Genomic DNA, 22,642 nt, shown 5'->3' on the forward strand with positions numbered 1-22,642 from the left:
GACGCGGTGATCACGCCGCGCCCGAGCGCCTCGGCCGGAATATGCGCCATCTTGTTGTACGCGCCGCGCAGCTTGAACGAGAACACCGGCTGGTTATCCTCGCGCTTCAGGTACACCGGATTGCGCAGCCGCGCCGACAGGTTCGGCGCGTGTTCGAGTTCGGTCTCGCGCGCCACGTCGTAGACGCGCGCGGTCAGGGTCTTTTTCAGGTAGTCGTGGGAAGCCATGCAGGTGGCGCGGTGCGCTGTGTGAGACGGGAAAGGGTCAATGATAGCGCCAACGGTGCCCGCTCTGGCCTTTGCGCGCGCTGCGCCGGAGCGCTGTCGTGACCTCGCGGAGGCCATACGGGTGGCTTGCGGTGGCTATGCGGCGCTCCTGCCGCGATCGTTTCACGACTCTACGCGTCCAGGCGCGCCCGACCGTCCGGTCGGTAAATCGAGCGCGTGCGCGACGCCGGCCGATTCGTCCCGAAAGTGCCGCAGGTGCCGCCACAGCCCGCTTTCCGCCGGCAACGCGTGGCGGAATCATGCGGTAGAATTCCGTTTTGGAACAAGGATCGGAAGATGCACTGGCAGCCTCGGATCACCCACCTGATGCCCGTCCCGCGCGAATCCTGCCCCGCGGCGGAGCGGCACGTCCGGCACGCACGATCGTGTAGCAGTATCTGAGCGCCGCGAAGCGGCCGATGTGGGTAGACCGTCGGTTGCGCTTCGCTCCACTTCCCATAGAAAATTTCCAGGCATTGCGCCCCACGCGCATCGTCAGCCGACGCCTCGTGATGAGCGCGCCCGGTTGACCTACCGAGTCGTCCAAACATGAACGCACCTCAAGTTTTCGATCCGCACGGCGCCGCCGCTGCGGTGGCCGTCGATCCCGAAGCGCGTCTGCGCGAAATTCCCTATAACTACACATCGTTCTCCGACCGCGAAATCGTCATCCGCCTGCTGGGCGACGACGCTTGGGCGGTGCTCGCCGAACTGCGCGCGGAACGCCGTACCGGCCGCTCGGCGCGCATGCTGTACGAAGTGCTCGGCGACATCTGGGTCGTGCGCCGCAATCCGTATCTGCAGGACGACCTGCTCGACAATCCGAAGCGCCGCGCGCTGCTGATCGAAGCGCTGCATCACCGTCTCTCGGAGATCGAAAAGCGCCGCCGCGCCGATCTGATCGAGCACGGCGACGAAGCGGGCGTCGACCGTGCCGCTCGCGTCGAGACGCTGGTGCAGGCCGCGCGCCGCGCGGTCGACGATTTCGCGAGCGAATTCCAGAAGACTTACGATCTGCGCCGCCGCGCAACCCGTGTGCTGGGCAAGGTCACGGAAAAGGACAACATCAAGTTCGATGGTTTGTCCCGCGTGTCGCATGTGACCGACGCCACCGACTGGCGTGTCGAATACCCGTTCGTCGTGCTCACGCCGGATACCGAGGCCGAGATCGCCGGCATGATCAAGGCGTGTTTCGAACTGGGTCTGACGGTGATTCCGCGCGGCGGCGGCACGGGCTACACGGGCGGCGCGGTGCCGCTCACGCCGTTTTCTGCCGTCATCAATACCGAGAAGCTCGAACAGCTCGGCGCGGTCGAGATGACCGAACTGCCGGGCGTCGATCGCAAGGTCGCGACGATTTTCTCGGGCGCGGGCGTCGTCACGCGCCGCGTCACCGAGGCGGCCGAGCAGGCCGGCTTCGTGTTCGCGGTCGATCCGACTTCGCTCGACGCATCCTGCGTCGGCGGCAACGTGGCGATGAACGCGGGCGGCAAGAAGGCGGTGCTGTGGGGCACCGCGCTCGACAATCTGGCCTGGTGGCGCATGGTCGACCCGGAAGGGAACTGGCTCGAAGTCACGCGCCTCGAGCACAACATGGGCAAGATTCACGACATCGAAGTCGCGCGTTTCGAGCTCAAATGGTTCGACGGCAACTATGCGCCCGGCGAAAAACTGCTGCGCACCGAAGCGCTCGACATCAAGGGCCGCGTGTTCCGCAAGGAAGGTCTCGGCAAGGACGTCACCGATAAATTCCTCGCCGGCCTGCCGGGTGTGCAGAAGGAAGGCTGCGACGGGCTCATCACGTCCGCGCGCTGGGTGCTGCACAAGATGCCCGCGCATACGCGCACGGTGTGCCTCGAGTTCTTCGGCCAGGCGCGCGAGGCGATTCCGAGCATCGTCGAAATCAAGGACTACATGTTCGAGACGTCGCGCCAGGGCGGCGCGATTCTCGCGGGCCTCGAGCATCTCGACGAGCGCTATCTGCGCGCGGTCGGCTACGCGACCAAGAGCAAGCGCAACGCGTTTCCGAAGATGGTGCTGATCGGCGACATCGTCGGCAATGACGCGGACGCGGTCGCGCACGCGACCTCGGAAGTCGTGCGCATGGCGAATGGCAAGAGCGGCGAAGGTTTCGTCGCGGTCAGCGCCGAGGCACGCAAGCGCTTCTGGCTCGACCGCAGCCGCACCGCCGCGATCGCGAAGCACACCAACGCGTTCAAGATCAACGAAGACGTCGTGATTCCGCTCGACCGCATGGGCGAATACACGGACGGCATCGAGCGCATCAATATCGAGCTGTCGATCAAGAACAAGCTGCAACTGGTCGACGCGCTCGAAGCGTTCTTCAAGGCCGGCAAACTGCCGCTCGGCAAGAGCGACGACGCCAACGAAATCCCCAGCGCCGAACTGCTCGAAGACCGCGTGCAGCAGGCGCTCGATCTGCTCGCGCGCGTGCGCACGCGCTGGGAATTCCTGCGCGACAAGCTCGACCTGTCGTTGCGCGAGGCGCAGCACTACCTGGTCGGCCTCGGCTACGAAGCGCTCGCCGAGAAGTTCGCCGACCGCGTCGACGCGCAGCCCGACGCCACCGTGTTTCATATCACGCAGGACCGTACGATCCGCGTGTCGTGGAAGCAGGAAATCCGGGCTGAGCTGCGGCTGATCTTCAACGGCGGCGAGTTCAAGCCGATCCTCGACGAAGCCCAGGCGATCCACAAGCAGGTGCTGCGCGGCCGCGTGTTCGTCGCGCTGCACATGCACGCGGGCGACGGCAACGTGCACACGAACCTGCCGGTCAACTCCGACAACTACGAGATGCTGCAGGACGCGCACACGGCTGTCGCGCGCATCATGAAGCTCGCGCGTTCGCTCGACGGCGTGATCTCCGGCGAGCACGGCATCGGCATCACGAAGCTCGAATTCCTGACCGACGACGAGATCGGAGAATTCCGCAAATACAAGCAGCGCGTCGATCCGCACGGCCGCTTCAACGCGGGCAAGCTGCTCGAAGGCGCGGACCTGCGCAACGCCTATACGCCGAGCTTCGGCCTGATGGGCTACGAGTCGCTCATCATGCAGCAGTCCGACATCGGTGCGATTTCCGAGTCGATCAAGGACTGCCTGCGCTGCGGCAAGTGCAAGCCGGTCTGCGCGACCCACGTGCCGCGCGCGAACCTGCTGTACAGCCCGCGCAACAAGATTCTCGCCACGTCCTTGCTGGTCGAGGCGTTCCTGTACGAAGAGCAGACGCGCCGCGGCGTGTCGATCAAGCACTGGGACGAATTCAACGACGTCGCCGATCACTGCACCGTCTGCCACAAGTGCGTGACGCCGTGTCCGGTGAAGATCGACTTCGGCGACGTGACGATGAACATGCGCAACCTGCTGCGCAAAATGGGCAAGAAGAAGTTCAACCCGGGCAACGCGGCCGGCATGTTCTTCCTGAACGCGACCAACCCGCAGACCATCAATCTCGCGCGCACCGCGATGATGGGCGTCGGCTACAAGGCGCAGCGCCTCGGCAACGAAGTGCTCAAGAAGTTCGCGAAGAAGCAGACCGCGCATCCGCCGGCGACCGTCGGCAAGCCGCCGGTCACGCAGCAGGTGATCCACTTCATGAACAAGAAGATGCCTGGCAACCTGCCGAAGAAGACCGCACGCGCGTTGCTCGACATCGAGGACAACAAGATCGTTCCGATCATCCGCAATCCGCAGACGACCACCGCCGACACGGAAGCGGTGTTCTACTTCCCGGGCTGCGGCTCCGAGCGGCTGTTCTCGCAGGTCGGCCTCGCAACCCAGGCGATGCTGTGGGAAGCGGGCGTGCAAACCGTGCTGCCGCCGGGTTACCTGTGCTGCGGCTATCCGCAGCGCGGCTCGGGCCAGTACGACAAGGCCGAGCAGATCGTCACCGATAACCGCGTGCTGTTCCACCGCGTCGCCAATACGCTGAACTACCTCGACATCAAGACCGTGGTGGTGTCGTGCGGCACGTGCTACGACCAGCTCGCCGGTTACGAATTCGACAAGATCTTCCCGGGCTGCCGGATCGTCGACATTCACGAGTATCTGCTCGAGAAGGGCATCAAGCTCGACGGCGTGAACGGCGTGCGCTACATGTACCACGACCCGTGCCATTCGCCGATCAAGACGATGGACCCGGTCAAGCTCGTCAATCAGCTGATGGGCTCCGAACACGACGGTTACCAGATCGAGAAGAACGATCGCTGCTGTGGCGAATCGGGCACGCTCGCGGTCACGCGTCCCGACATTTCCACGCAGGTGCGCTTCCGCAAGGAAGAGGAAATCCGCAAGGGGGCGGCGAAGCTGCGCGGCATTCCTCTCGTCGCCGAAGCGGGTGCGAACGCGATCAACCCGGCCAATGCATCGGCCGGCGCCGCGGGTGCGCCGAACGGTTCCGTGCTGAAGGCTGGCGACGGTCCGCAGCCCAATCACGGAAACGCGGGCACGACCGACGTCAAGATCCTCACGAGCTGCCCGTCCTGTCTGCAAGGCCTCTCGCGCTACAACGAGGACGCGGGTACCGAGGCGGACTACATCGTGGTCGAGATGGCACGCCACGTGCTGGGCGAGAACTGGATGGCGGACTACGTTCAACGGGCGAACAATGGCGGAATCGAGCGCGTGCTGGTTTAATGGCACGACTGACGATTTTTGCCGAGGACGACGATGGACTGCTTTTTTTGCCGTGAAGACGGCGGCGATGTGCTGTGGCAGGACGACTCGCTGCGGGTCGTCCTCGCCGACGAACACGATTACCCGGGCCTCTGCCGCGTCATCTGGAATGCGCACGCGGCCGAGTTTTCGGATCTTTCGGCCGGCGAGCGCGATCGTGTGATGAAAGCCGTGTATGGGGTCGAGCGTGCGATCCGGCGCGTCATGCAGCCGGCAAAGGTGAATCTGGCGAGCCTCGGCAACCAGGTGCCGCATGTGCACTGGCACGTCATCCCGCGTTATTCGAACGACGCTCATTTTCCGCTGCCCATCTGGGCGCCGCGCCAGCGCACGGTGTCCGAGGTGATGCTGTCGTCGCGCCGCGCACAAGCCACGCTGCTGCGCGAAGCGGTGCGGCAGGAAATCGAACAGGCGCTCGGCTGAGCGTTGCGGGCGTCCCTGGGCGTCATTTAACCGGTCGCCGCGCGAAGCCCCAAGGGGCCAAAAGCTGGGGCGGCCCGGCGTTTTCTTTATGAGACCATCATGAGCGGATTGACTCCCGAGACCCCGGTGCCGACCGGCGTCGTCGTGCATTCGAAGTCGCGCGTGCTCGAATTGCAGTACGCAAACGGCGAATCGTATCGCCTGCCGTTCGAGCTGCTGCGCGTGTATTCGCCGTCGGCGGAAGTGCAGGGCCACGGGCCCGACCAGGAAACGCTGCAAACCGGCAAGCGCGAAGTGACGATCACGATGATCGAAGGCGTCGGCAATTACGCGCTGCAGCCCACTTTCTCGGACGGGCACGCCACCGGCATCTATTCGTGGGACCTGCTGTACGACATGGCCGTGCGTCAGGATGAACTCTGGCGCGCGTATCTCGCCAAACTGGAAGCGGCCGGCATCGATCGCGATACGCCGATGGTTCCCGCCGGCGCCGCGCACGGTCACTGTCACTGATACGATTCGCCCCCGAACGCCGCCTGAGCGGCGCAACATTCAAGAAAACGCGAAAGGACGAGCGCGATGAGCAAAACCCACTTCGGCTTTCAATCGGTCGACGAACAGGAAAAAGCGCAGAAGGTGGCGGGTGTGTTCCACTCGGTCGCCGCCAACTACGACTTGATGAACGACCTGATGTCGGGCGGATTGCACCGGGCGTGGAAGATGTTCACGATCGCCCAGGCGAACGTGCGGCCGGGCTACAAGGTGCTCGACATCGCGGGCGGCACGGGCGACCTGTCGAAGGCATTCGCGAAGCAGGCCGGTGAGACCGGCGAAGTCTGGCATACCGACATCAACGAATCGATGCTGCGCGTGGGCCGCGACCGGCTGCTCGACAAGGGCGTCATCACGCCGGCGCTGCTCTGCGACGCCGAGAAAATTCCGTTTCCGGACAACTACTTCGATGTCGTGACCGTGGCCTTCGGCTTGCGCAACATGACGCACAAGGACATCGCGCTCGCGGAAATGCGCCGCGTGCTGAAGCCGGCCGGGCGGCTGCTCGTGCTGGAATTCTCGAAGGTATGGGATCCGCTAAAAAAGGTCTACGACATCTATTCGTTCAAGGTGTTGCCGTGGCTCGGCGAGCGTTTCGCCAAAGACGCGGACAGCTACCAGTACCTGGCGGAGTCAATCCGCATGCATCCGGACCAGGAAACTTTGAAAACAATGATGGAACAAGCTGGTCTCGACGGCGTCAAATATTACAATTTGTCAGCTGGCGTGGTAGCTTTACATGTGGGGACCAAGTACTAGGGTTCCTAACCCATCGATTTTTAAAGGAAAGTGCGAAATGTCCGATTCAGGTTTGTTATCTACTCGTAAGGTTAAGCGGTCACTGGCGAGAAAAATCGGACTGATCGCGATGGTCGGTCTGCTCGTGGCAGGCTCGCTTGCTTCCCTCGACGCCGAAGCCCGCCGCATGGGCGGCGGCCGCAGCCTCGGCCGTCAGTCGAACAGCCTCCAGCAGCAGCGTCAAACGCCGCCGCCGGCGCAACCGGCGCAGAACAATCAGGCCATGCAGCAGCAGCGCCCGCAGCCTACGCCCGCGCCGACTACCGCGCCGAACCGCAACCGCTGGCTTGGGCCGATCGCGGGTCTCGCGGCCGGCCTCGGCATCGCGGCGTTGCTGTCGCACTTCGGTCTCGGCGAGGCATTCGCTGGCGCGTTCGCCAACGTGATCGTGCTCGCGATCATCGCGATGATCGTCATCTGGCTGATCCGCCGCTTTACCGGCCGCAAGCGCGCTGCGGCGCAGCCGGCGTATGCCGGCACGGCGCCGTCGCTGAACACGGGTAACACCGGCTACGCGCAGGAGCCGCGCTACAGCGCGCCGCCCACTGGCTCGTATCTCGAACCGCAAGGCAACCCGCTCGCCACGCCGTCCGCCGGCGCCGCGCCTGTCGTGCCGGCCGGCTTCGATTCGGAAGCGTTCCTGCGCAATGCGAAGGTGTACTTCGTGCGCCTGCAGGCCGCGTGGGACGTCGGCAATATCGAGGACATCCGCGAATTCACGACGCCGGAAATGTTCGCCGAAGTGCGCGTCGATCTTGCATCGCGCGGCACGCAGTCGGACCAGACCGACGTGGTGCAACTGAACGCCGAGCTGCTCGGCGTCGAGGAGCGGGCGAACGAGTACTTCGCGAGCGTGCGCTTCTCCGGCCTGATTCGCGAGGAGCCGGGTGCGGCGGCCGAGCCGTTCGTCGAGGTCTGGAATCTGTCGAAGGCGAATCGCCCAGGCGAAGGCTGGCTGCTCGCTGGCATCCAGCAGGTCGAGCAGCACTGAGGCATTGGCTCAGCCGGTTTCGAAAAACACCGGGGACGGCGCGCCGGTTTCCGGCCTCGCGCATCGTTTTGGCCGTTCGGCCAGGCAGGCTGCGAAGCGAACGGACGTTACAATAGAAACCCGCGCGGGCACCTCGCCCGCGCGGGTTTTTTCTTGCCACTTTCGATGACCCTCGCCGCCAAGCCCTTCGCTGCTGCTGTCAATCATCTGCTCGCCCGCGAATCGTGGGCACGTGAGCGCCTCGTTCCTTACGCGGGCAAGACCGCCCGCCTGTCGTGTCCGCCGGTTGCGCTGTCGCTGCTGGTGCAGCCGGACGGCCATCTGGGCACGATCGGCGAAGCCGACGCGCATCAGTTCGACGTGACGATCTCGGTGCCGTCCGACGCGCTGCCGGCTTTCATGCAAGGCGGCCAGGCTGCCGTGATGAAGCACGTGAAGATCGAAGGCGACGCCGAATTCGCCACCGTGATCGCGAAACTCGCCGAGCATCTGCGCTGGGAGCCGGAGGAGGATCTCGCGAAGCTGATCGGCGACGGTCCGGCCTGGCGCATTGCATCGGTCGTGCGGACGGTCGGCGAGCATGTGCAGCGCACCGGCCGCAACCTGCTCGACAGCGCCGCCGAGTATCTGCTCGACGAGAATCCGCAACTGGTGCGCCGCACCGCGCTCGACGACTTCAACGCCGAACTGGCGCGCGCTCGCGACGCGTTGGCGCGCGTCGAAAAGCGCATCGAGCGTCTTGAACAGAAGGTCGAAGCCCGCGGCGCGAACGCGCCGGGCGGCGCCGCCACGTTGCGCGGCACGCGCTAGTCACCGGGCCCAGTCATGCGTTTTCTGCGTTTTCTCAAGATATTTTTTACGGTCATCCGCTTCGGCCTCGACGAAATGATGCTGAGCCGCATCAACGACCGGCGCGTGCGCTTGCTGCTGCGTATCACGACGATCGGCCGCAAGTTCGACGAGCCGCCGGGCGTGCGTCTGCGGCTCGCGCTCGAAAGCCTCGGGCCGATCTTCGTCAAGTTCGGCCAGGTGCTGTCGACCCGGCGCGATCTGCTGCCGGTCGACATCGCCAACGAACTCGCGAAGCTGCAGGACCAGGTGCCCCCGTTCGACTCGGCGGTCGCGATCGGGCTCGTCGAGAAGTCGCTCGGCGCGCCGGTCGATGTGCTGTTCGACGACTTCGAGCGGGTGCCGGTGGCGAGCGCGTCGATCGCGCAGGTTCACTTCGCGAAGGTGAAGGCCGGCCAGCATGCGGGCAAGGCCGTCGCGGTCAAGGTGCTGCGCCCGAACATGCTGCCCGTGATCGACTCCGATCTCGCTCTGCTGCGCGACATCGCCGTGTGGGCGGAGCGCCTGTGGGCGGACGGCAAGCGCCTGAAGCCGCGCGAAGTGGTCGCCGAATTCGACAAATACCTGCACGACGAACTCGATCTGATGCGCGAGGCGGCCAACGGCAGCCAGTTGCGGCGCAATTTCCAGGGGCTCGATCTGCTGCTCGTGCCGGAGATGTACTGGGAGTTCTGCACGCCCACGGTGCTGGTCATGGAGCGCATGGTCGGCGTGCCGATCAGCCAGGTCGAGACGCTGCGCGCGGCGGGCGTCGACATTCCGAAACTCGCGCGCGAAGGCGTCGAGATCTTCTTCACCCAGGTGTTCCGCGACGGCTTTTTTCACGCCGACATGCATCCCGGCAACATCCAGGTGAGCCTCGATCCGGCGCACTTCGGCCGTTATATCGCGCTCGACTTCGGCATCATCGGTGCGCTGTCGGACTTCGACAAAAATTACCTCGCGCAGAACTTCCTCGCGTTCTTCAAGCGCGACTACCATCGCGTCGCCACGCTGCATCTGGAGTCGGGCTGGGTGCCGCCGACCACGCGCGTCGAGGAACTCGAAAGCGCGATCCGCGCGGTCTGCGAGCCGTATTTCGACCGCGCGCTAAAAGATATTTCGCTCGGCCAGGTGCTGATGCGGCTGTTCTCCACCTCGCGGCGCTTCAACGTCGAAATCCAGCCGCAACTGGTGCTTCTGCAGAAGACCATGCTGAACGTAGAAGGGCTCGGCCGCTCGCTCGATCCGGAACTGGACCTGTGGAAGACCGCGAAGCCCTATCTCGAACGGTGGATGAACGAGCAGATCGGCCTGCGCGGCTGGTACGAACGCCTGAAGATCGAGGCGCCGCAGTGGAGCAAGACGCTGCCGCAGTTGCCGCGCCTCATCCATTACATGCTGGCCGAGCGTAACCATCCGGCGGGCGGGGCGAACGACGACGTGGTCCGCCAGATTCTGCTCGAACAGAAACGCACCAACCGGCTGCTGCAAGGCTTGCTGCTGTTCGGCGTGGCGGTCGGCGTGGGGGCAGTGTTGGCGCGGGCGTTTCTGGCGCTCGCTTATGGTGGATAGCGCAACGACCGACCGCAACCTGTACGAGGCATCCGATGAGCGACCCGACCCAACCCTCCGCGCCTGATTTCTCGACCCGCGATCCCAACTCCCCCGAGTTCTGGGACGAACGCTTCGAGCGCCGCTTCACGCCATGGGATCAGGCGGGCGTGCCGTCTGCGTTCCGGGCGTTCGCCGGGCGTCACCGTGACGCTCCGGTGCTGATTCCGGGCTGCGGCAGCGCATATGAAGCGGTGTGGCTTGCGCAGCAGGGCAATCCGGTGCGTGCGATCGACTTCTCGCCGGCTGCCGTCGCGGCCGCGCGCGAGCAGTTGGGCGCGCAGCATGCGCAACTGGTCGAGCAGGCGGATTTCTTCACCTATGAGCCGCCGTTCACACCGGCATGGATTTATGAGCGCGCGTTTTTCTGCGCGTTGCCGCCGTCGCGCCGCGACGACTACGCACGCCGGATGGCCGAACTGCTGCCCGCCGGCGCGCTGCTCGCGGGTTTCTTCTTCATCGGCGCGACACCGAAGGGGCCGCCGTTCGGTGTCGAGCGCGCCGAACTCGACGCGCTGCTCACGCCGCACTTCGAGCTGATCGAAGACGAGGCGGTGGCCGATTCGATCGCCGTGTTTGCCGGACGTGAGCGCTGGCTTACCTGGCGTCGTCGCGGGTAAGGACGGCTGCCGTAGCGTACGTGGCGCCGGCTGCCCTTGAGAGCTTCACGGGCCGCCCCCATTTAACGTGACGGCGGCGTGTGTCGCGCATTGGCTCCCGAAATCCGGGGGCGGCTACCGTTTGCGGCTATAATTCAAGGCTTTGCAAGCGTTTACAAGATTTCAGTAGGGATTTGGAGTAGGAAAGGATCATGCCGATCTACGCTTATCGTTGCGGGTCATGCGGCTTCGGGAAGGATGTGCTCCAGAAGATGAGCGACCCTCAGTTGACACAGTGCCCCGAGTGCGGGAAAGACACCTTTAGCAAACAACTCACCGCCGCTGGCTTCCAGTTGAAGGGCTCCGGCTGGTATGTGACCGATTTTCGCGGCGGCAGTGGCGGCGCGAGCGCGCCGGCCAAGCCGGAAGCCGACCATGCCGCGACATCCGATGCGGCCCCGGCCACGGCCGCCGCGCCGGCAGCCCCCGCGGCTGCATCGGCTGCGTCCGCTGCTCCGGCCGCCGCGGCCAGCACGAGCGGCTCGGACAACGCCTAGTGGCACTGCCGCCCGCGCGGGCGGCGCATCTACCGCGCGTCGGGCTTCGGTCCGCGCGGCTTTCTGGCGGTACACATGACGACGAAAAAAACCACGCTCAAATCGGTGTTCCTGACCGGCCTGCTGGTGCTGGTGCCTCTGGCCATCACACTGTGGGTGCTCGGTCTGATCATCGGCACGATGGACCAGACGCTGCTCCTGCTGCCCACTTCCTGGCAGCCGGAACGCGCGATCGGCTATCGCCTGCCCGGCTTGGGCGCGGTGCTCACGCTCGCGTTCATCTTTGTCGTCGGGCTGTTGACGCAGAACTTCATTGGGCAGAAGCTCGTGAAGTGGTGGGAGCTGCTGGTCGCTCACATTCCGGTGGTCGGCCCGCTCTACACGAGCGTCAAGCAGGTGTCGGACACGTTGCTCTCGAGCAGCGGCAACGCGTTCCGCAAGGCGCTCCTGATCGAGTATCCACGCCGCGGTTCCTATACGATTGCGTTTCTGACCGGGATCCCGGGCGGCGACGTAGCCAACCACCTGAAAGAAGAGTACGTCAGCGTCTACGTGCCGACTACGCCGAACCCAACGTCCGGCTTCTTCCTGATGGTGCCCAAAAGCGAAGTGATCGAACTCGACATGACAGTCGACGCTGCGCTCAAGTACATCGTCTCGATGGGCGTGGTGGCGCCGTCCGCGCCGCAGCCGGCGCCGGTGCGCCGCACGACCGTCGAGCCTCCGCTGTAATGCCGGTGCGCAGTGTTTCACGCAGTGTCCAACTGCGGCGCGCCGTTCAACCAATGCAAAACGAAAGACAAACATCATGTCGATGAGATCTGAATACTGCGGTCTGGTGACCGAAGAACTGCTGGGCCAATCCGTCTCGCTGTGCGGCTGGGTAAGCCGCCGCCGCGACCACGGCGGCGTCATCTTCATCGACCTGCGCGATCGCGAAGGGCTCGTTCAGGTCGTCTGCGACCCGGACCGCGCGGAAATGTTCAAGGCCGCCGAAGGCGTGCGCAACGAGTTCTGCCTGCAGATCAAGGGTGTCGTGCGCAGCCGTCCGGAAGGCACGACCAATGCCGCGCTCAAGAGCGGCAAGATCGAAGTGCTGTGCCACGAGCTGATCGTGCTGAACGCGTCGATCACGCCGCCGTTCCAGCTCGACGACGACAACCTCTCGGAAACCACGCGCCTCACGCATCGCGTGCTCGACCTGCGCCGTCCGCAGATGCAGCACAACCTGCGTCTGCGCTACCGCGTCGCGATCGAAGCGCGCAAGTATCTCGACGAGCAGGGCTTCATCGACATCGAAACGCCGATGCTGACCAAGAGCACGCCGGAAGGCGCTCGCGACTACCTCGTGCCGTCGCGCACGAACCCGGGCCAGTTCTTCGCCTTGCCGCAGTCGCCGCAGCTCTTCAAACAGTTGCTGATGGTCGCGAACTTCGACCGTTACTACCAGATCGTCAAGTGCTTCCGCGACGAAGACCTGCGCGCCGACCGCCAGCCGGAATTCACGCAGATCGACTGCGAAACCTCGTTCCTCTCGGAACAGGAAATCCGCGACCTGTTCGAAGCGATGATCCGCCACGTGTTCAAGCAGACGATCGGCGTCGAGTTGGACGCGAAATTCCCGGTCATGGAGTACTCGGAGGCGATGCGCCGTTTCGGTTCGGACAAGCCGGACCTGCGCGTGAAGCTCGAATTCACCGACCTCACGGACGCCGTCAAGGACGTCGACTTCAAGGTGTTCAGCACGCCGGCCAACACGAAGGACGGCCGCGTCGCGGCGCTGCGCGTGCCGAAGGGCGGCGAACTCTCGCGTGGCGACATCGACAGCTACACGGAATTCGTGCGCATCTACGGCGCGAAGGGCCTTGCGTGGGTCAAGGTCAACGAAGTCGCGAAGGGTCGTGACGGTCTGCAAAGCCCGATCGTCAAGAACCTGCACGACGAAGCGCTCAAGGCGATCGTCGAGCGCACCGGCGCGCAAGACGGCGACATCATTTTCTTCGCGGCGGATCGCGCGAAGATCGTGAACGACAGCCTCGGCGCGCTGCGCCTGAAGATCGGCCATTCGGAATTCGGCAAGGCCAACGGTCTCGTCGAATCGGGCTGGAAGCCGCTGTGGGTGGTCGACTTCCCGATGTTCGAGTTTGACGAGGAAGACAACCGCTACGTGGCCGCGCATCACCCGTTCACGAGCCCGAAGGACGAGCACCTCGAATACCTCGAAACGGACCCGGCGCGCTGCCTCGCGAAGGCCTACGACATGGTGCTGAACGGCTGGGAAATCGGCGGCGGTTCGGTGCGTATTCACCGTGAGGAAGTGCAGAGCAAGGTGTTCCGCGCGCTCAAGATCAACGCGGAAGAAGCGCAGGCCAAGTTCGGCTTCCTGCTCGACGCGCTGCAATATGGCGCGCCGCCGCACGGCGGCATCGCGTTCGGTCTGGACCGCATCGTCACGATGATGGCCGGCGCCGACTCGATCCGCGACGTGATCGCGTTCCCGAAAACGCAGCGCGCGCAGTGTCTGCTGACGCAGGCGCCGAGCGAAGTCGACGAGCGCCAGCTGCGCGAGTTGCACATCCGTCTGCGTACGCCGGAGCCGAAGGCGTAAGCCGAGTCCGCATGGCGTGGCCGTTTTTGAGGCGGCCACCCGGGCAATCCGAAAAAGGCGCTGCGGTGAACCACACCGCAGCGCCTTTTCCGTTTTTTGCGTTACAGTGAAGCCACCGCTTTCGAGTCACTTTCGACCGTCATCCGACATGTACCGCGTGCGTCGTCGCGCTCAGTTTTCAAACCATGCCGAAACCGCCGAAAATTCCGCAGTCCGTGCTCGTCATCATCCATACGCCGGCGCTCGACGTGCTGCTGATCGAGCGCGCCGATCATGCCGGGTTCTGGCAGTCCGTGACAGGCTCGAAGGACCGGCTCGACGAACCGCTCGCCGAAACGGCGGTGCGTGAGGTCGGCGAGGAGACCGGCATCATGATCGGCGGCGCGCTCGTGCCGCACAGCGCGCTGCTCGACTGGCGCTATTCGATCGAATACGAGATCTACCCGGAATTCCGCCACCGCTACGAATCCGGCGTGATCCACAACACCGAGCACTGGTTCAGCCTGCAGGTACCCGAGCGGATCGACGTGACGCTCGCGCCGCGCGAGCACACCGCGTTTCTGTGGCTGCCGCATGAAGAGGCGGCGTCGCGTTGTTTTTCGTCGTCGAATGCCGACGCGATCCTGCAGTTGCCGCGCCGGCTTGGCGCGCGTTCGGCCGGCTTGCAGAGCGATCCGCAGACCGATCTGCGGACTGCTCCCCGGACCGGCCCGCAGGCCGGGGAGCGTGGCCGGTGAGTGCTGGCGGCGCAGGCCGTTTCGCGCGACTGCGGCACACGCTGCTCGGCCGCCGTTACTGGCAGCGCTACCGCTTCACCACTAACAACGAGGTCAAGCTGCTGCGCTCCGGCGACGAATTTTTCGAGGCGCTGATCGGGCGCATCGACGCCGCCGGGCACGACGTCATGCTCGAAACCTACATCTTCTGCGACGACGAAGCCGGCCAGGAGGTCAACGACGCCTTGCTGCGCGCGGCCGCGCGCGGCGTCAGGGTGCGCGTGATTACCGACGGCGTCGGCACCGCGCGCCTGAAGATGTTCGAGCAATGGCCGCTCGCCGGCGTCGACCATCGCATCTACAACCCGCATCTGTTCGGCCGTTTCGGCTTTTCGCGCACGCATCGCAAGCTCGCGGTGATCGACGATCAGTACGCTTACTGCGGCGGCATCAACATCGTCGACGACTACGAGAACAACGGCGAGAAGCTGCCTTACAGGCGCTGGGATTTCGCGGTCGAATTGCAGGGGCCAGTGGTCTCCGACGTGCGCGACGCGTTCGAGGTGCAGTGGAGACGGATTCGCGTCGGGCATCGGCCGCTCGAATCGATGAGGCCCGACCTCGCCCCGCACGACACCGCGTCGCTCGGCAGCTTGCGGCGGCGCCGGCGTCGCCGTAACGAGGCGTTGTGGGCGGGCGGCGAGCCGTGCGTGGCTTTCGTCGCGCGCGATAACCTCATCAACCGCCGGGCGATCGAAAAGGCGTATCTGGCCGCGATCGGCCAGGCGCGCCACGAAATCCTGCTCGCGAATCCATACTTCATGCCGGGGCGCAAGCTGCGCCGCGCGCTGGTGGTCGCGGCGCGGCGCGGCGTGATGGTGAAGCTGGTCATCGGGCGCAAGGAGTTCAAGGCGCTCGATTACGCGGTGCCGTTCCTCTATCACGCGCTGCTGCGCGCGGGGGTGCAGATCGCCGAGTACGAAAAGACGCTGCTGCACGGCAAGGTCGCCGTGGTCGATTCGAACTGGGGCACCGTGGGTTCGTCGAATCTCGATGCGCTCAGTCTGATGCTCAACAACGAAGCCAACGTGGTGCTCCTGAACGATCCGGCGATCGGCGGGTTGCGCGAGGCGATTCTCGGCGCGTTCGCGGACGCGCGCCGGATCGATGAGGCGCACTACGAATCACGCCCGGCCCGCCTGCGCGCGCTGAGCTGGATCGCGTACACGAGCTATCGGGTTGCGATGAAACTGCTGACGGTGGGCGGATACGACTAGAGTCCAGCGGCTCGCTTGCTGCATCATGTCGGCGAGCAGGGGCAATTGAAGAGACAATCGAAGAAGCAATACGCTGATTGGCAACCCTCGTTTCAAGGCAAACGCCTCTAAAAATCTGATTGATCTGATTGTCGAAAGCCGCAAAATTGGAACCGGGTTAGAAACCGGTTTCTAATAAAGTCCTTGTTTCGCGGACGGCAGCACTCAATAATAGTACGGCCGTTCGATTTTATTTCGACCACATTAGAACGGTAAAAAACAGCTATGCGAAAAGGCGAACAAACGCGAGCCGCGATTCTCGATGCCGCACTCGATCTGGCAAGCCGTGACGGACTGGAAGGTCTGACCATTGGCTTGCTGGCCGAGCGCATGCAGATGAGCAAGAGCGGTGTGTTCGCGCATTTCGGGTCGCGCGAGGATTTGCAGGTCGAGGTCGTGCGCGAATACCACCGTCGTTTCGAAGACGAGGTGTTTTTCCCGAGTCTGCGCGAGCCGCGCGGTCTGCCGCGCTTGCGCGCGATGATCTCCCGCTGGATCGAGAAACGCATTCAGGAAGTCACGACTGGGTGCATCTACATCAGCGGCGCCGTCGAATACGACGATCGCGCGGACAGCCAGGTGCGCGAGCAGCTGGTGGCGAGCGTGACGATGTGGCGCGCGGCGCTCACGCGTGCGATTTCGCAGGCGATGGACGAAGGGCATCTGCGTGCCGATACCGATCCGCAGCTGATGCTCTTCGAACTGTATAGCGTCACGCTCGGTCTGCATCACGACGCGCGCTTCCTGCATCTGCCCGATGCGGTGCGTCTCACGTGGGCCGCGCTGGAAAAACTGATTAATTCGTATCAGAGCGAAAGCCGTTAGCGGCGTCGCCGGAACTTACCGGAAACGCGCGGTGCAGAAGGTCCGTCCACGGACTCAGCCAACGGCCTGGCTTTTTGTCAAACTTGGAGAGAGTCATGGGACAGTACGCCGCGCCGTTGCGCGACATGCAATTCGTGTTGCACGAAGTGCTCAACGTCGAAGCCGAACTCAGGCACATGCCGAAGCACGCGGATCTCGATGCCGACACGATCAACGCGGTGCTCGAGGAAGCCGGCAAGTTCTGCTCCGAAGTGCTGTTCCCGCTTAATCATAGCGGCGACCAGGAAGGTTGCACGTATGCCGGCGACGGCGTCGTGACCACGCCGAAGGGCTTCAGGCAAGCGTATCAGCAGTACGTCGAAGCCGGCTGGCCGGCGCTCGGCTGTGACCCGGAATACGGCGGCCAGGGGCTGCCCGCGTTCGTCAACAACGCGCTCTATGAAATGCTGAACTCGGCGAATCAGGCGTGGACGATGTATCCGGGCCTGTCGCATGGCGCGTACGAGTGTCTGCATGCGCACGGCACGCCCGAGCTGCAGCAGCGTTATCTGCCGAAGCTCGTCGCGGGCGTCTGGACCGGCACGATGTGTCTGACCGAGCCGCATTGCGGCACCGACTTGGGTATCCTGCGCACGAAAGCCGAGCCGAACGGCGACGGTTCGTACGCGATCAGCGGCACGAAGATCTTCATCTCGAGCGGCGAGCATGACCTCGCGGAAAACATCGTTCACCTCGTGCTCGCGCGTTTGCCCGACGCGCCGAAGGGCACCAAGGGTATTTCGCTGTTCATCGTGCCGAAGTTCATTCCGAACGAAGCGGGCGAGCCCGGCGAGCGCAACGGCGTGAAGTGCGGCTCGATCGAACACAAGATGGGCATTCACGGCAACGCGACCTGCGTGATCAATCTCGACAACGCGCGCGGCTGGCTCGTCGGCGAGCCGAACAAAGGCTTGAACGCGATGTTCGTGATGATGAACGCCGCGCGTCTCGGCGTCGGCATGCAGAGCCTCGGGCTCACCGAAGTCGCTTTTCAGAACTCGCTCACGTACGCGAAAGAGCGTTTGCAGATGCGTTCGCTCACGGGCCCGAAGGCGCCTGAAAAAGCCGCTGACCCGATCATCGTGCACCCGGACGTGCGCCGCATGCTGCTCACGCAGAAGGCCTACGCCGAAGGCGCGCGCGCGTTCTCGTACTGGTCGGCGCTCCATATCGACAAAGAACTGTCGCACGCCGACGAAGCGGTACGCAAGGAAGCGGCCGATCTCGTCGCGCTGCTCACGCCGATCCTCAAGGCGTTCCTGTCGGACAACGCGTTCGAGGGCACCAATCACGCGATGCAGATTTACGGCGGTCACGGTTTCATCGCCGAATGGGGCATGGAGCAGTACGTGCGCGATGCGCGCATCAACATGATCTACGAAGGCACCAACGGTATTCAGGCGCTCGACCTGCTCGGGCGCAAGGTGCTCGGCGACATGGGCGCGAAGATGAAGAAGTTCGGCAAGCTCGTCGCCGAGTTCGTCGAAGCCGAGGGCATCAAGCCGGAAATGCAGGAGTTCGTGAACCCGCTCGCCGACATCGGCGAAAAGGTGCAGAAGCTCACGATGGAAATCGGCATGAAGGCGATGCAGAACCCGGACGAAGTCGGCGCCGCGGCTGTGCCGTATCTGCGCACGGTCGGCCACCTGGTGTTCTCGTACTTCTGGGCGCGCATGGCGCGTATCGCGCTGGACAAAGAGGCTTCGGGCGATCCGTTCTACAAGGCGAAGCTCGCCACCGCACGCTTCTACTTCGCGAAGCTCCTACCCGAAACGGCAATGACGATCCGCCAGGCGCGCGCCGGTTCGAAACCGATGATGGAAGTCGACGAAGCGCTGTTCTGACGCTCACGCTGAAAACGGACGAGGCGTTCGCGCATACCGGATTTGCAACGCCTCGCTCGGGTCGCATCGCGGCATGTGTCGATAGACCCGCGATAGACCCAGCGAGACACCCACCGAAATCAACATCGCGCGAAGAGCCGCTGAATCTTCGCGACACAGCATCAATTCCCGGAGGAACGACGTGAGCAATCTGATCATTCGCAAGGTCGCCGTGCTCGGCGCCGGCGTGATGGGCGCGCAGATCGCCGCGCACCTGATCAACGCCAAGGTGCCGGTGCTGCTGTTCGACCTGCCCGCAAAGGAAGGCCCGAAAAACGGGATCGCGCTGAAGGCGATCGACAATCTGAAGAAGCTGTCGCCGGCGCCGTTCGGCGTGAAGGACGACGCGCAATACATCCAGCCCGCGAACTACGACGACGACATCGAGAAGCTTGCCGAGTGCGACGTCGTGATCGAGGCGATCGCCGAGCGCATGGACTGGAAGCACGACCTCTACAAAAAGGTCGCGCCGCACATCGGCCCGAACGCGATCTTCGCGACCAACACCTCGGGTCTGTCGATCACCGCGCTCTCCGAAGGTTTCGCGGACGACCTGAAAGCGCGCTTCTGCGGCGTGCACTTTTTCAATCCGCCGCGCTACATGCATCTGGTCGAGCTGATCCCGACCGCGACGACGCGCCCGGAAATTCTCGATCAGCTCGAAACGTTCCTGACGAGCGTGGTCGGCAAGGGCGTCGTGCGCGCGAAAGACACGCCGAACTTCATCGCGAACCGCGTCGGCATTTTCTCGATCCTCGCGGTGATTGCCGAAGCCGGGAAGTTCGGCCTGCGTTTCGATGAAGTGGATGACCTGACCGGCGCGCGCCTCGGCCGCGCGAAGTCGGCGACGTTCCGTACCGCCGACGTGGTCGGTCTCGACACGATGGCGCACGTCATCAAGACGATGCAGGACACGTTGCCCGATGATGCGTTCTTCCCGGTCTACGAAACGCCCGCCGTGCTCGCCGAACTCGTGAAGAAGGGCGCGCTCGGTCAGAAGACGGGCGGCGGCTTTTACCGGAAGGAAGGCAAGGCGATCAAGGTGCTCGATCCGAAGACGGGCGAGTACGTCGATGGCGGCGGGAAGGCGGATGAAATCGTCGGCCGCATTCTCAAGCGTCCGCCCGCCGAGCGTCTGAAGCTGCTGCGCGAAACGCAGCACCCGCAGGCGCAGTTCCTGTGGGCGATCTTCCGCGACGTGTATCACTACATCGCCGTGCATCTGGAGTCGATCGCCGACAACGCGCGCGACGTCGACCTCGCGATCCGCTGGGGCTTCGGCTGGAACGAAGGCCCGTTCGAAGGCTGGCAGACGGCCGGCTGGCAGCAGGTCGCCGGGTGGGTGCAGGAAGACATCGCGGCGGGCAAGGCGCTCGCGAACGTGCCGCTGCCGTCGTGGGTGCTCGAAGGCCCGGTTGCCGGGAAGGGCGGTGTGCATACCGGCGAGGGCTCATGGTCGCCGGCCACGAAGACGTTCGTGCCGCGTTCGTCGCTCGACGTGTATCGCAAGCAGGTGTTCCGCGCGCCGCTCGTCGGCGAAACCGGCGCCGATCCGAAGACCTACGGCAAGACGCTGTTCGAGACCGACGCGGTGCGCGCATGGGTCGACGATCGCGCGGGCGAGGACGACGTGCTGATCGTGTCGTTCAAGAGCAAGATGAACACGATCGGACCGGCGGTGATCGACGGTCTGACACAAGCAATCGAGCTGGCGGAAAAAGACTACAAGGGGCTGGTGGTGTGGCAGCCGACCTCGCTGAAGCTCGGCACACCGGGCGGTCCGTTCTCCGCGGGCGCGAATCTCGAAGAAGCGTTGCCCGCGTTCATGATGGGCGGCGCGAAGGGTATCGAGCCGTTCGTGAAGAACTTCCAGCAGGGCATGCTGCGCGTGAAGTACGCGAACGTGCCGGTGATCGCGGCGATCTCGGGCATCGCGCTCGGCGGCGGCTGCGAGCTTGCGCTGCATAGCGCGAAGCGTGTCGCGCACATCGAGAGCTATATGGGTCTCGTCGAGGTCGGCGTGGGTCTCGTGCCCGCGGGCGGCGGCTTGAAGGAAGCGGCGCTGCGCGCGGCCGAAGCGGCAAGCCAGGTCGGCGCGACGAACGATCTGCTGAAGTTCCTGCAGAAGTCGTTCGAGAACGCGGCGATGGCGAAGGTCTCGGCCTCGGCGCTCGACGCCCGCGCGATGGGTTATCTGAAGCCGTCCGACACGATCGTCTTCAACGTGTTCGAACTGCTCGACGTCGCGAAGAAGGAAGCGCGCGCGCTCGCCGCAGCGGGCTACCGTGCGCCGTTGCGCGCGGCGCAGGTGCCGGTGGCGGGCCGCTCGGCGATCTCGACGATCAAGGCCTCGCTCGTCAACATGCGCGACGGCCGCTTCATCAGCGAGCACGATTTCCTGATCGCGAGCCGCATCGCGGAAGCGGTGTGCGGCGGCGACGTGGAAGCGGGCAGCCTCGTCGACGAAGAATGGCTGCTGCAACTCGAGCGTCGTGCGTTCGTCGATCTGCTCGGCACGCAAAAGACGCAGGAACGGATCATGGGCATGCTGCAGACCGGCAAGCCGGTGCGTAACTAAGCGGCGATTCGCACAATGTGCATGGGACCAGAGTAAGCGTTAAAGCGCTAACTCTGGTCGACCGCAACAAGTTGCATGGGACCAGAGTAAGCGCTAAAGCGCTAACTCTGGTCGACAGAGAGGAACTCGAAATGGCAAAGCAATTGCAAGACGCATACATCGTCGCCGCGAGCCGCACGCCGATCGGCAAGGCGCCGCGTGGTGTGTTCCGCAACACGCGCCCGGACGAACTGCTCGTCCACGCGATCAAATCGGCTGTGGCGCAGGTGCCCGGCCTCGACACCAGCGTGATCGAAGACGCGATCGTCGGCTGCGCGATTCCTGAAGCGGAGCAGGGCCTCAACGTCGCGCGTATCGGCGCGCTGCTCGCGGGCCTGCCGAACACGGTCGGCGGCGTTACGGTGAACCGCTTCTGCGCGTCGGGTCTGACCGCGCTCGCGATGGCCGCCGACCGCATCCGCGTCGGCGAATCGGACGCGATGATCGCGGGCGGCTGCGAATCGATGAGCATGGTGCCGATGATGGGCAACAAGCCGTCGCTGTCGCCGCATATCTTCGATCGCAACGAAGACGTCGGCATCGCGTACGGCATGGGCCTGACCGCGGAGAAGGTCGCCGAGCGCTGGAAGATCAGCCGCGAAGCGCAGGACGCGTTCTCAGTCGAATCGCATCGCCGCGCGATCGCCGCGCAACAGGCCGGCGAATTCAACGACGAAATCGCCGCGTACATGGTCGCCGAGCGCGTGCCCGATCTCGCGACCGGCGAGATCAGCGTGAAGACGCGCGAGGTCTCGCTCGACGAAGGTCCGCGCGCCGACACGTCGATGGAAGGCCTTGCGAAACTGCGCGCCGTGTTCGCGAACAAGGGCTCGGTGACGGCCGGCAACAGCTCGCAGACCTCGGACGGCGCGGGCGCGTTGATCGTCGTGTCGGAGAAAATCCTCAAGCAGTTCAACCTGACGCCGCTCGCGCGCTTCGTGAGCTTCGCGGTGCGCGGCGTGCCGCCGGAAATCATGGGCATTGGTCCGAAGGAAGCGATTCCGGCCGCGCTGAAGGCCGCGGGCCTGAAGCAGGACGACCTCGACTGGATCGAGCTGAACGAAGCGTTCGCCGCGCAGTCGCTCGCGGTGATCCAGGATCTCGGTCTCGATACGGCGAAGATCAATCCGCTCGGCGGCGCGATCGCGCTCGGCCACCCGCTCGGCGCGACGGGCGCGATTCGGGCGTCGACCGTGGTGCACGGCCTGCGCCGCCGCAACTACAAGTACGGCATGGTGACGATGTGTGTCGGCACCGGCATGGGCGCGGCGGGCATCATCGAGCGCCTGTAAGCAGGTTCGCCATGATCCTCGCG

18 protein-coding genes are annotated in these 22,642 nt (G+C 64.3%); 17 read left to right on the forward strand and 1 reads right to left on the reverse strand.

Annotated features, from left to right (window positions below):
- Nucleotides 1-344: pyridoxal-phosphate dependent enzyme (locus B9Z01_RS12955; protein WP_420814664.1), on the reverse strand; the 344-nt coding region annotated here is incomplete at its 3' end.
- 471 nt (nucleotides 345-815) lie between these two features.
- On the opposite strand from B9Z01_RS12955, the gene B9Z01_RS12965 reads away from it, so the two are divergent.
- From B9Z01_RS12965 to B9Z01_RS13045, 17 genes are all read left to right on the forward strand, one after another.
- A complete protein-coding gene (locus B9Z01_RS12965; protein ID WP_085483560.1) occupies nucleotides 816-4,922 on the forward strand; it encodes a DUF3683 domain-containing protein in 4,107 nt (1,368 codons plus the stop codon).
- A gap of 33 nt (nucleotides 4,923-4,955) precedes the next feature.
- Entirely contained in the window at nucleotides 4,956-5,384 is a 429-nt protein-coding gene (locus B9Z01_RS12970) for an HIT family protein (RefSeq protein WP_085483562.1), read from the forward strand.
- A 99-nt stretch (nucleotides 5,385-5,483) separates the two neighbouring features.
- Complete coding sequence (locus B9Z01_RS12975) at nucleotides 5,484-5,897, forward strand: gamma-butyrobetaine hydroxylase family protein (RefSeq protein ID WP_085483564.1); 414 nt, start codon at nucleotides 5,484-5,486, stop codon at nucleotides 5,895-5,897.
- A gap of 66 nt (nucleotides 5,898-5,963) precedes the next feature.
- Nucleotides 5,964-6,695 (forward strand): bifunctional demethylmenaquinone methyltransferase/2-methoxy-6-polyprenyl-1,4-benzoquinol methylase UbiE, encoded by a 732-nt coding sequence (gene ubiE, locus B9Z01_RS12980; protein WP_085483566.1) that lies wholly within the window; start codon nucleotides 5,964-5,966, stop codon nucleotides 6,693-6,695.
- Between the two features lie 37 nt (nucleotides 6,696-6,732).
- Nucleotides 6,733-7,725, forward strand: a complete 993-nt coding sequence (locus B9Z01_RS12985) for a Tim44 domain-containing protein (protein ID WP_085483568.1) — start codon at nucleotides 6,733-6,735, stop codon at nucleotides 7,723-7,725.
- A gap of 165 nt (nucleotides 7,726-7,890) precedes the next feature.
- On the forward strand, nucleotides 7,891-8,535 hold the full coding sequence (locus tag B9Z01_RS12990) for a ubiquinone biosynthesis accessory factor UbiJ (RefSeq protein ID WP_085483570.1): 645 nt from the start codon (nucleotides 7,891-7,893) through the stop codon (nucleotides 8,533-8,535).
- A gap of 15 nt (nucleotides 8,536-8,550) precedes the next feature.
- On the forward strand, nucleotides 8,551-10,128 hold the full coding sequence (gene ubiB / locus B9Z01_RS12995) for a ubiquinone biosynthesis regulatory protein kinase UbiB (protein WP_085483572.1): 1,578 nt from the start codon (nucleotides 8,551-8,553) through the stop codon (nucleotides 10,126-10,128).
- A gap of 35 nt (nucleotides 10,129-10,163) precedes the next feature.
- On the forward strand, nucleotides 10,164-10,787 hold the full coding sequence (locus B9Z01_RS13000) for a methyltransferase domain-containing protein (protein ID WP_085483574.1): 624 nt from the start codon (nucleotides 10,164-10,166) through the stop codon (nucleotides 10,785-10,787).
- A gap of 191 nt (nucleotides 10,788-10,978) precedes the next feature.
- Complete coding sequence (locus tag B9Z01_RS13005) at nucleotides 10,979-11,323, forward strand: FmdB family zinc ribbon protein (protein WP_085483576.1); 345 nt, start codon at nucleotides 10,979-10,981, stop codon at nucleotides 11,321-11,323.
- Between the two features lie 75 nt (nucleotides 11,324-11,398).
- On the forward strand, nucleotides 11,399-12,055 hold the full coding sequence (locus tag B9Z01_RS13010) for a DUF502 domain-containing protein (RefSeq protein ID WP_085483578.1): 657 nt from the start codon (nucleotides 11,399-11,401) through the stop codon (nucleotides 12,053-12,055).
- 76 nt (nucleotides 12,056-12,131) lie between these two features.
- The gene (gene aspS, locus B9Z01_RS13015) at nucleotides 12,132-13,931 is read left to right on the forward strand and encodes an aspartate--tRNA ligase (RefSeq protein WP_085483579.1); all 1,800 of its coding nucleotides are present in this window, start codon (nucleotides 12,132-12,134) and stop codon (nucleotides 13,929-13,931) included.
- Between the two features lie 185 nt (nucleotides 13,932-14,116).
- Nucleotides 14,117-14,668: a dihydroneopterin triphosphate diphosphatase gene (gene nudB, locus B9Z01_RS13020; RefSeq protein WP_085483581.1), complete on the forward strand. Its 552-nt coding sequence runs from the start codon at nucleotides 14,117-14,119 to the stop codon at nucleotides 14,666-14,668.
- Complete coding sequence (gene clsB / locus B9Z01_RS13025) at nucleotides 14,665-15,924, forward strand: cardiolipin synthase ClsB (protein WP_085483583.1); 1,260 nt, start codon at nucleotides 14,665-14,667, stop codon at nucleotides 15,922-15,924. The genes nudB and clsB overlap by 4 nt, the downstream gene beginning before the upstream one ends.
- Nucleotides 15,925-16,188: 264 nt before the next feature.
- The gene (locus tag B9Z01_RS13030; protein WP_085483585.1) at nucleotides 16,189-16,788 is read left to right on the forward strand and encodes a TetR/AcrR family transcriptional regulator; all 600 of its coding nucleotides are present in this window, start codon (nucleotides 16,189-16,191) and stop codon (nucleotides 16,786-16,788) included.
- A 95-nt stretch (nucleotides 16,789-16,883) separates the two neighbouring features.
- Entirely contained in the window at nucleotides 16,884-18,671 is a 1,788-nt protein-coding gene (locus B9Z01_RS13035; RefSeq protein ID WP_085483587.1) for an acyl-CoA dehydrogenase C-terminal domain-containing protein, read from the forward strand.
- A gap of 181 nt (nucleotides 18,672-18,852) precedes the next feature.
- A complete protein-coding gene (locus tag B9Z01_RS13040) occupies nucleotides 18,853-21,288 on the forward strand; it encodes a 3-hydroxyacyl-CoA dehydrogenase/enoyl-CoA hydratase family protein (RefSeq protein ID WP_085483589.1) in 2,436 nt (811 codons plus the stop codon).
- Between the two features lie 131 nt (nucleotides 21,289-21,419).
- Entirely contained in the window at nucleotides 21,420-22,619 is a 1,200-nt protein-coding gene (locus B9Z01_RS13045; RefSeq protein ID WP_085483591.1) for an acetyl-CoA C-acyltransferase, read from the forward strand.
- The last annotated feature ends 23 nt before the right edge of the window (nucleotides 22,620-22,642 follow it).

The sequence above is a fragment of the Paraburkholderia susongensis genome (assembly GCF_900177725.1).
GTDB classification, from domain to species: Bacteria; Pseudomonadota; Gammaproteobacteria; order Burkholderiales; family Burkholderiaceae; genus Paraburkholderia; species Paraburkholderia susongensis.

Coding starts and splice junctions, on each gene's coding strand:
- B9Z01_RS12990 (WP_085483570.1), top strand. CDS start 7,891: ATGACCCTCGCCGCCAAGCCCTTCGCTGCTGCTGTCAATCATCTGCTC.
- B9Z01_RS12965 (WP_085483560.1), top strand. CDS start 816: ATGAACGCACCTCAAGTTTTCGATCCGCACGGCGCCGCCGCTGCGGTG.
- B9Z01_RS13035 (WP_085483587.1), top strand. CDS start 16,884: ATGGGACAGTACGCCGCGCCGTTGCGCGACATGCAATTCGTGTTGCAC.
- B9Z01_RS13010 (WP_085483578.1), top strand. CDS start 11,399: ATGACGACGAAAAAAACCACGCTCAAATCGGTGTTCCTGACCGGCCTG.
- ubiB (WP_085483572.1), top strand. CDS start 8,551: ATGCGTTTTCTGCGTTTTCTCAAGATATTTTTTACGGTCATCCGCTTC.
- B9Z01_RS13005 (WP_085483576.1), top strand. CDS start 10,979: ATGCCGATCTACGCTTATCGTTGCGGGTCATGCGGCTTCGGGAAGGAT.
- ubiE (WP_085483566.1), top strand. CDS start 5,964: ATGAGCAAAACCCACTTCGGCTTTCAATCGGTCGACGAACAGGAAAAA.
- nudB (WP_085483581.1), top strand. CDS start 14,117: ATGCCGAAACCGCCGAAAATTCCGCAGTCCGTGCTCGTCATCATCCAT.
- B9Z01_RS13000 (WP_085483574.1), top strand. CDS start 10,164: ATGAGCGACCCGACCCAACCCTCCGCGCCTGATTTCTCGACCCGCGAT.
- B9Z01_RS12975 (WP_085483564.1), top strand. CDS start 5,484: ATGAGCGGATTGACTCCCGAGACCCCGGTGCCGACCGGCGTCGTCGTG.
- B9Z01_RS13045 (WP_085483591.1), top strand. CDS start 21,420: ATGGCAAAGCAATTGCAAGACGCATACATCGTCGCCGCGAGCCGCACG.
- aspS (WP_085483579.1), top strand. CDS start 12,132: ATGTCGATGAGATCTGAATACTGCGGTCTGGTGACCGAAGAACTGCTG.
- B9Z01_RS13030 (WP_085483585.1), top strand. CDS start 16,189: ATGCGAAAAGGCGAACAAACGCGAGCCGCGATTCTCGATGCCGCACTC.
- B9Z01_RS12970 (WP_085483562.1), top strand. CDS start 4,956: ATGGACTGCTTTTTTTGCCGTGAAGACGGCGGCGATGTGCTGTGGCAG.
- B9Z01_RS12985 (WP_085483568.1), top strand. CDS start 6,733: ATGTCCGATTCAGGTTTGTTATCTACTCGTAAGGTTAAGCGGTCACTG.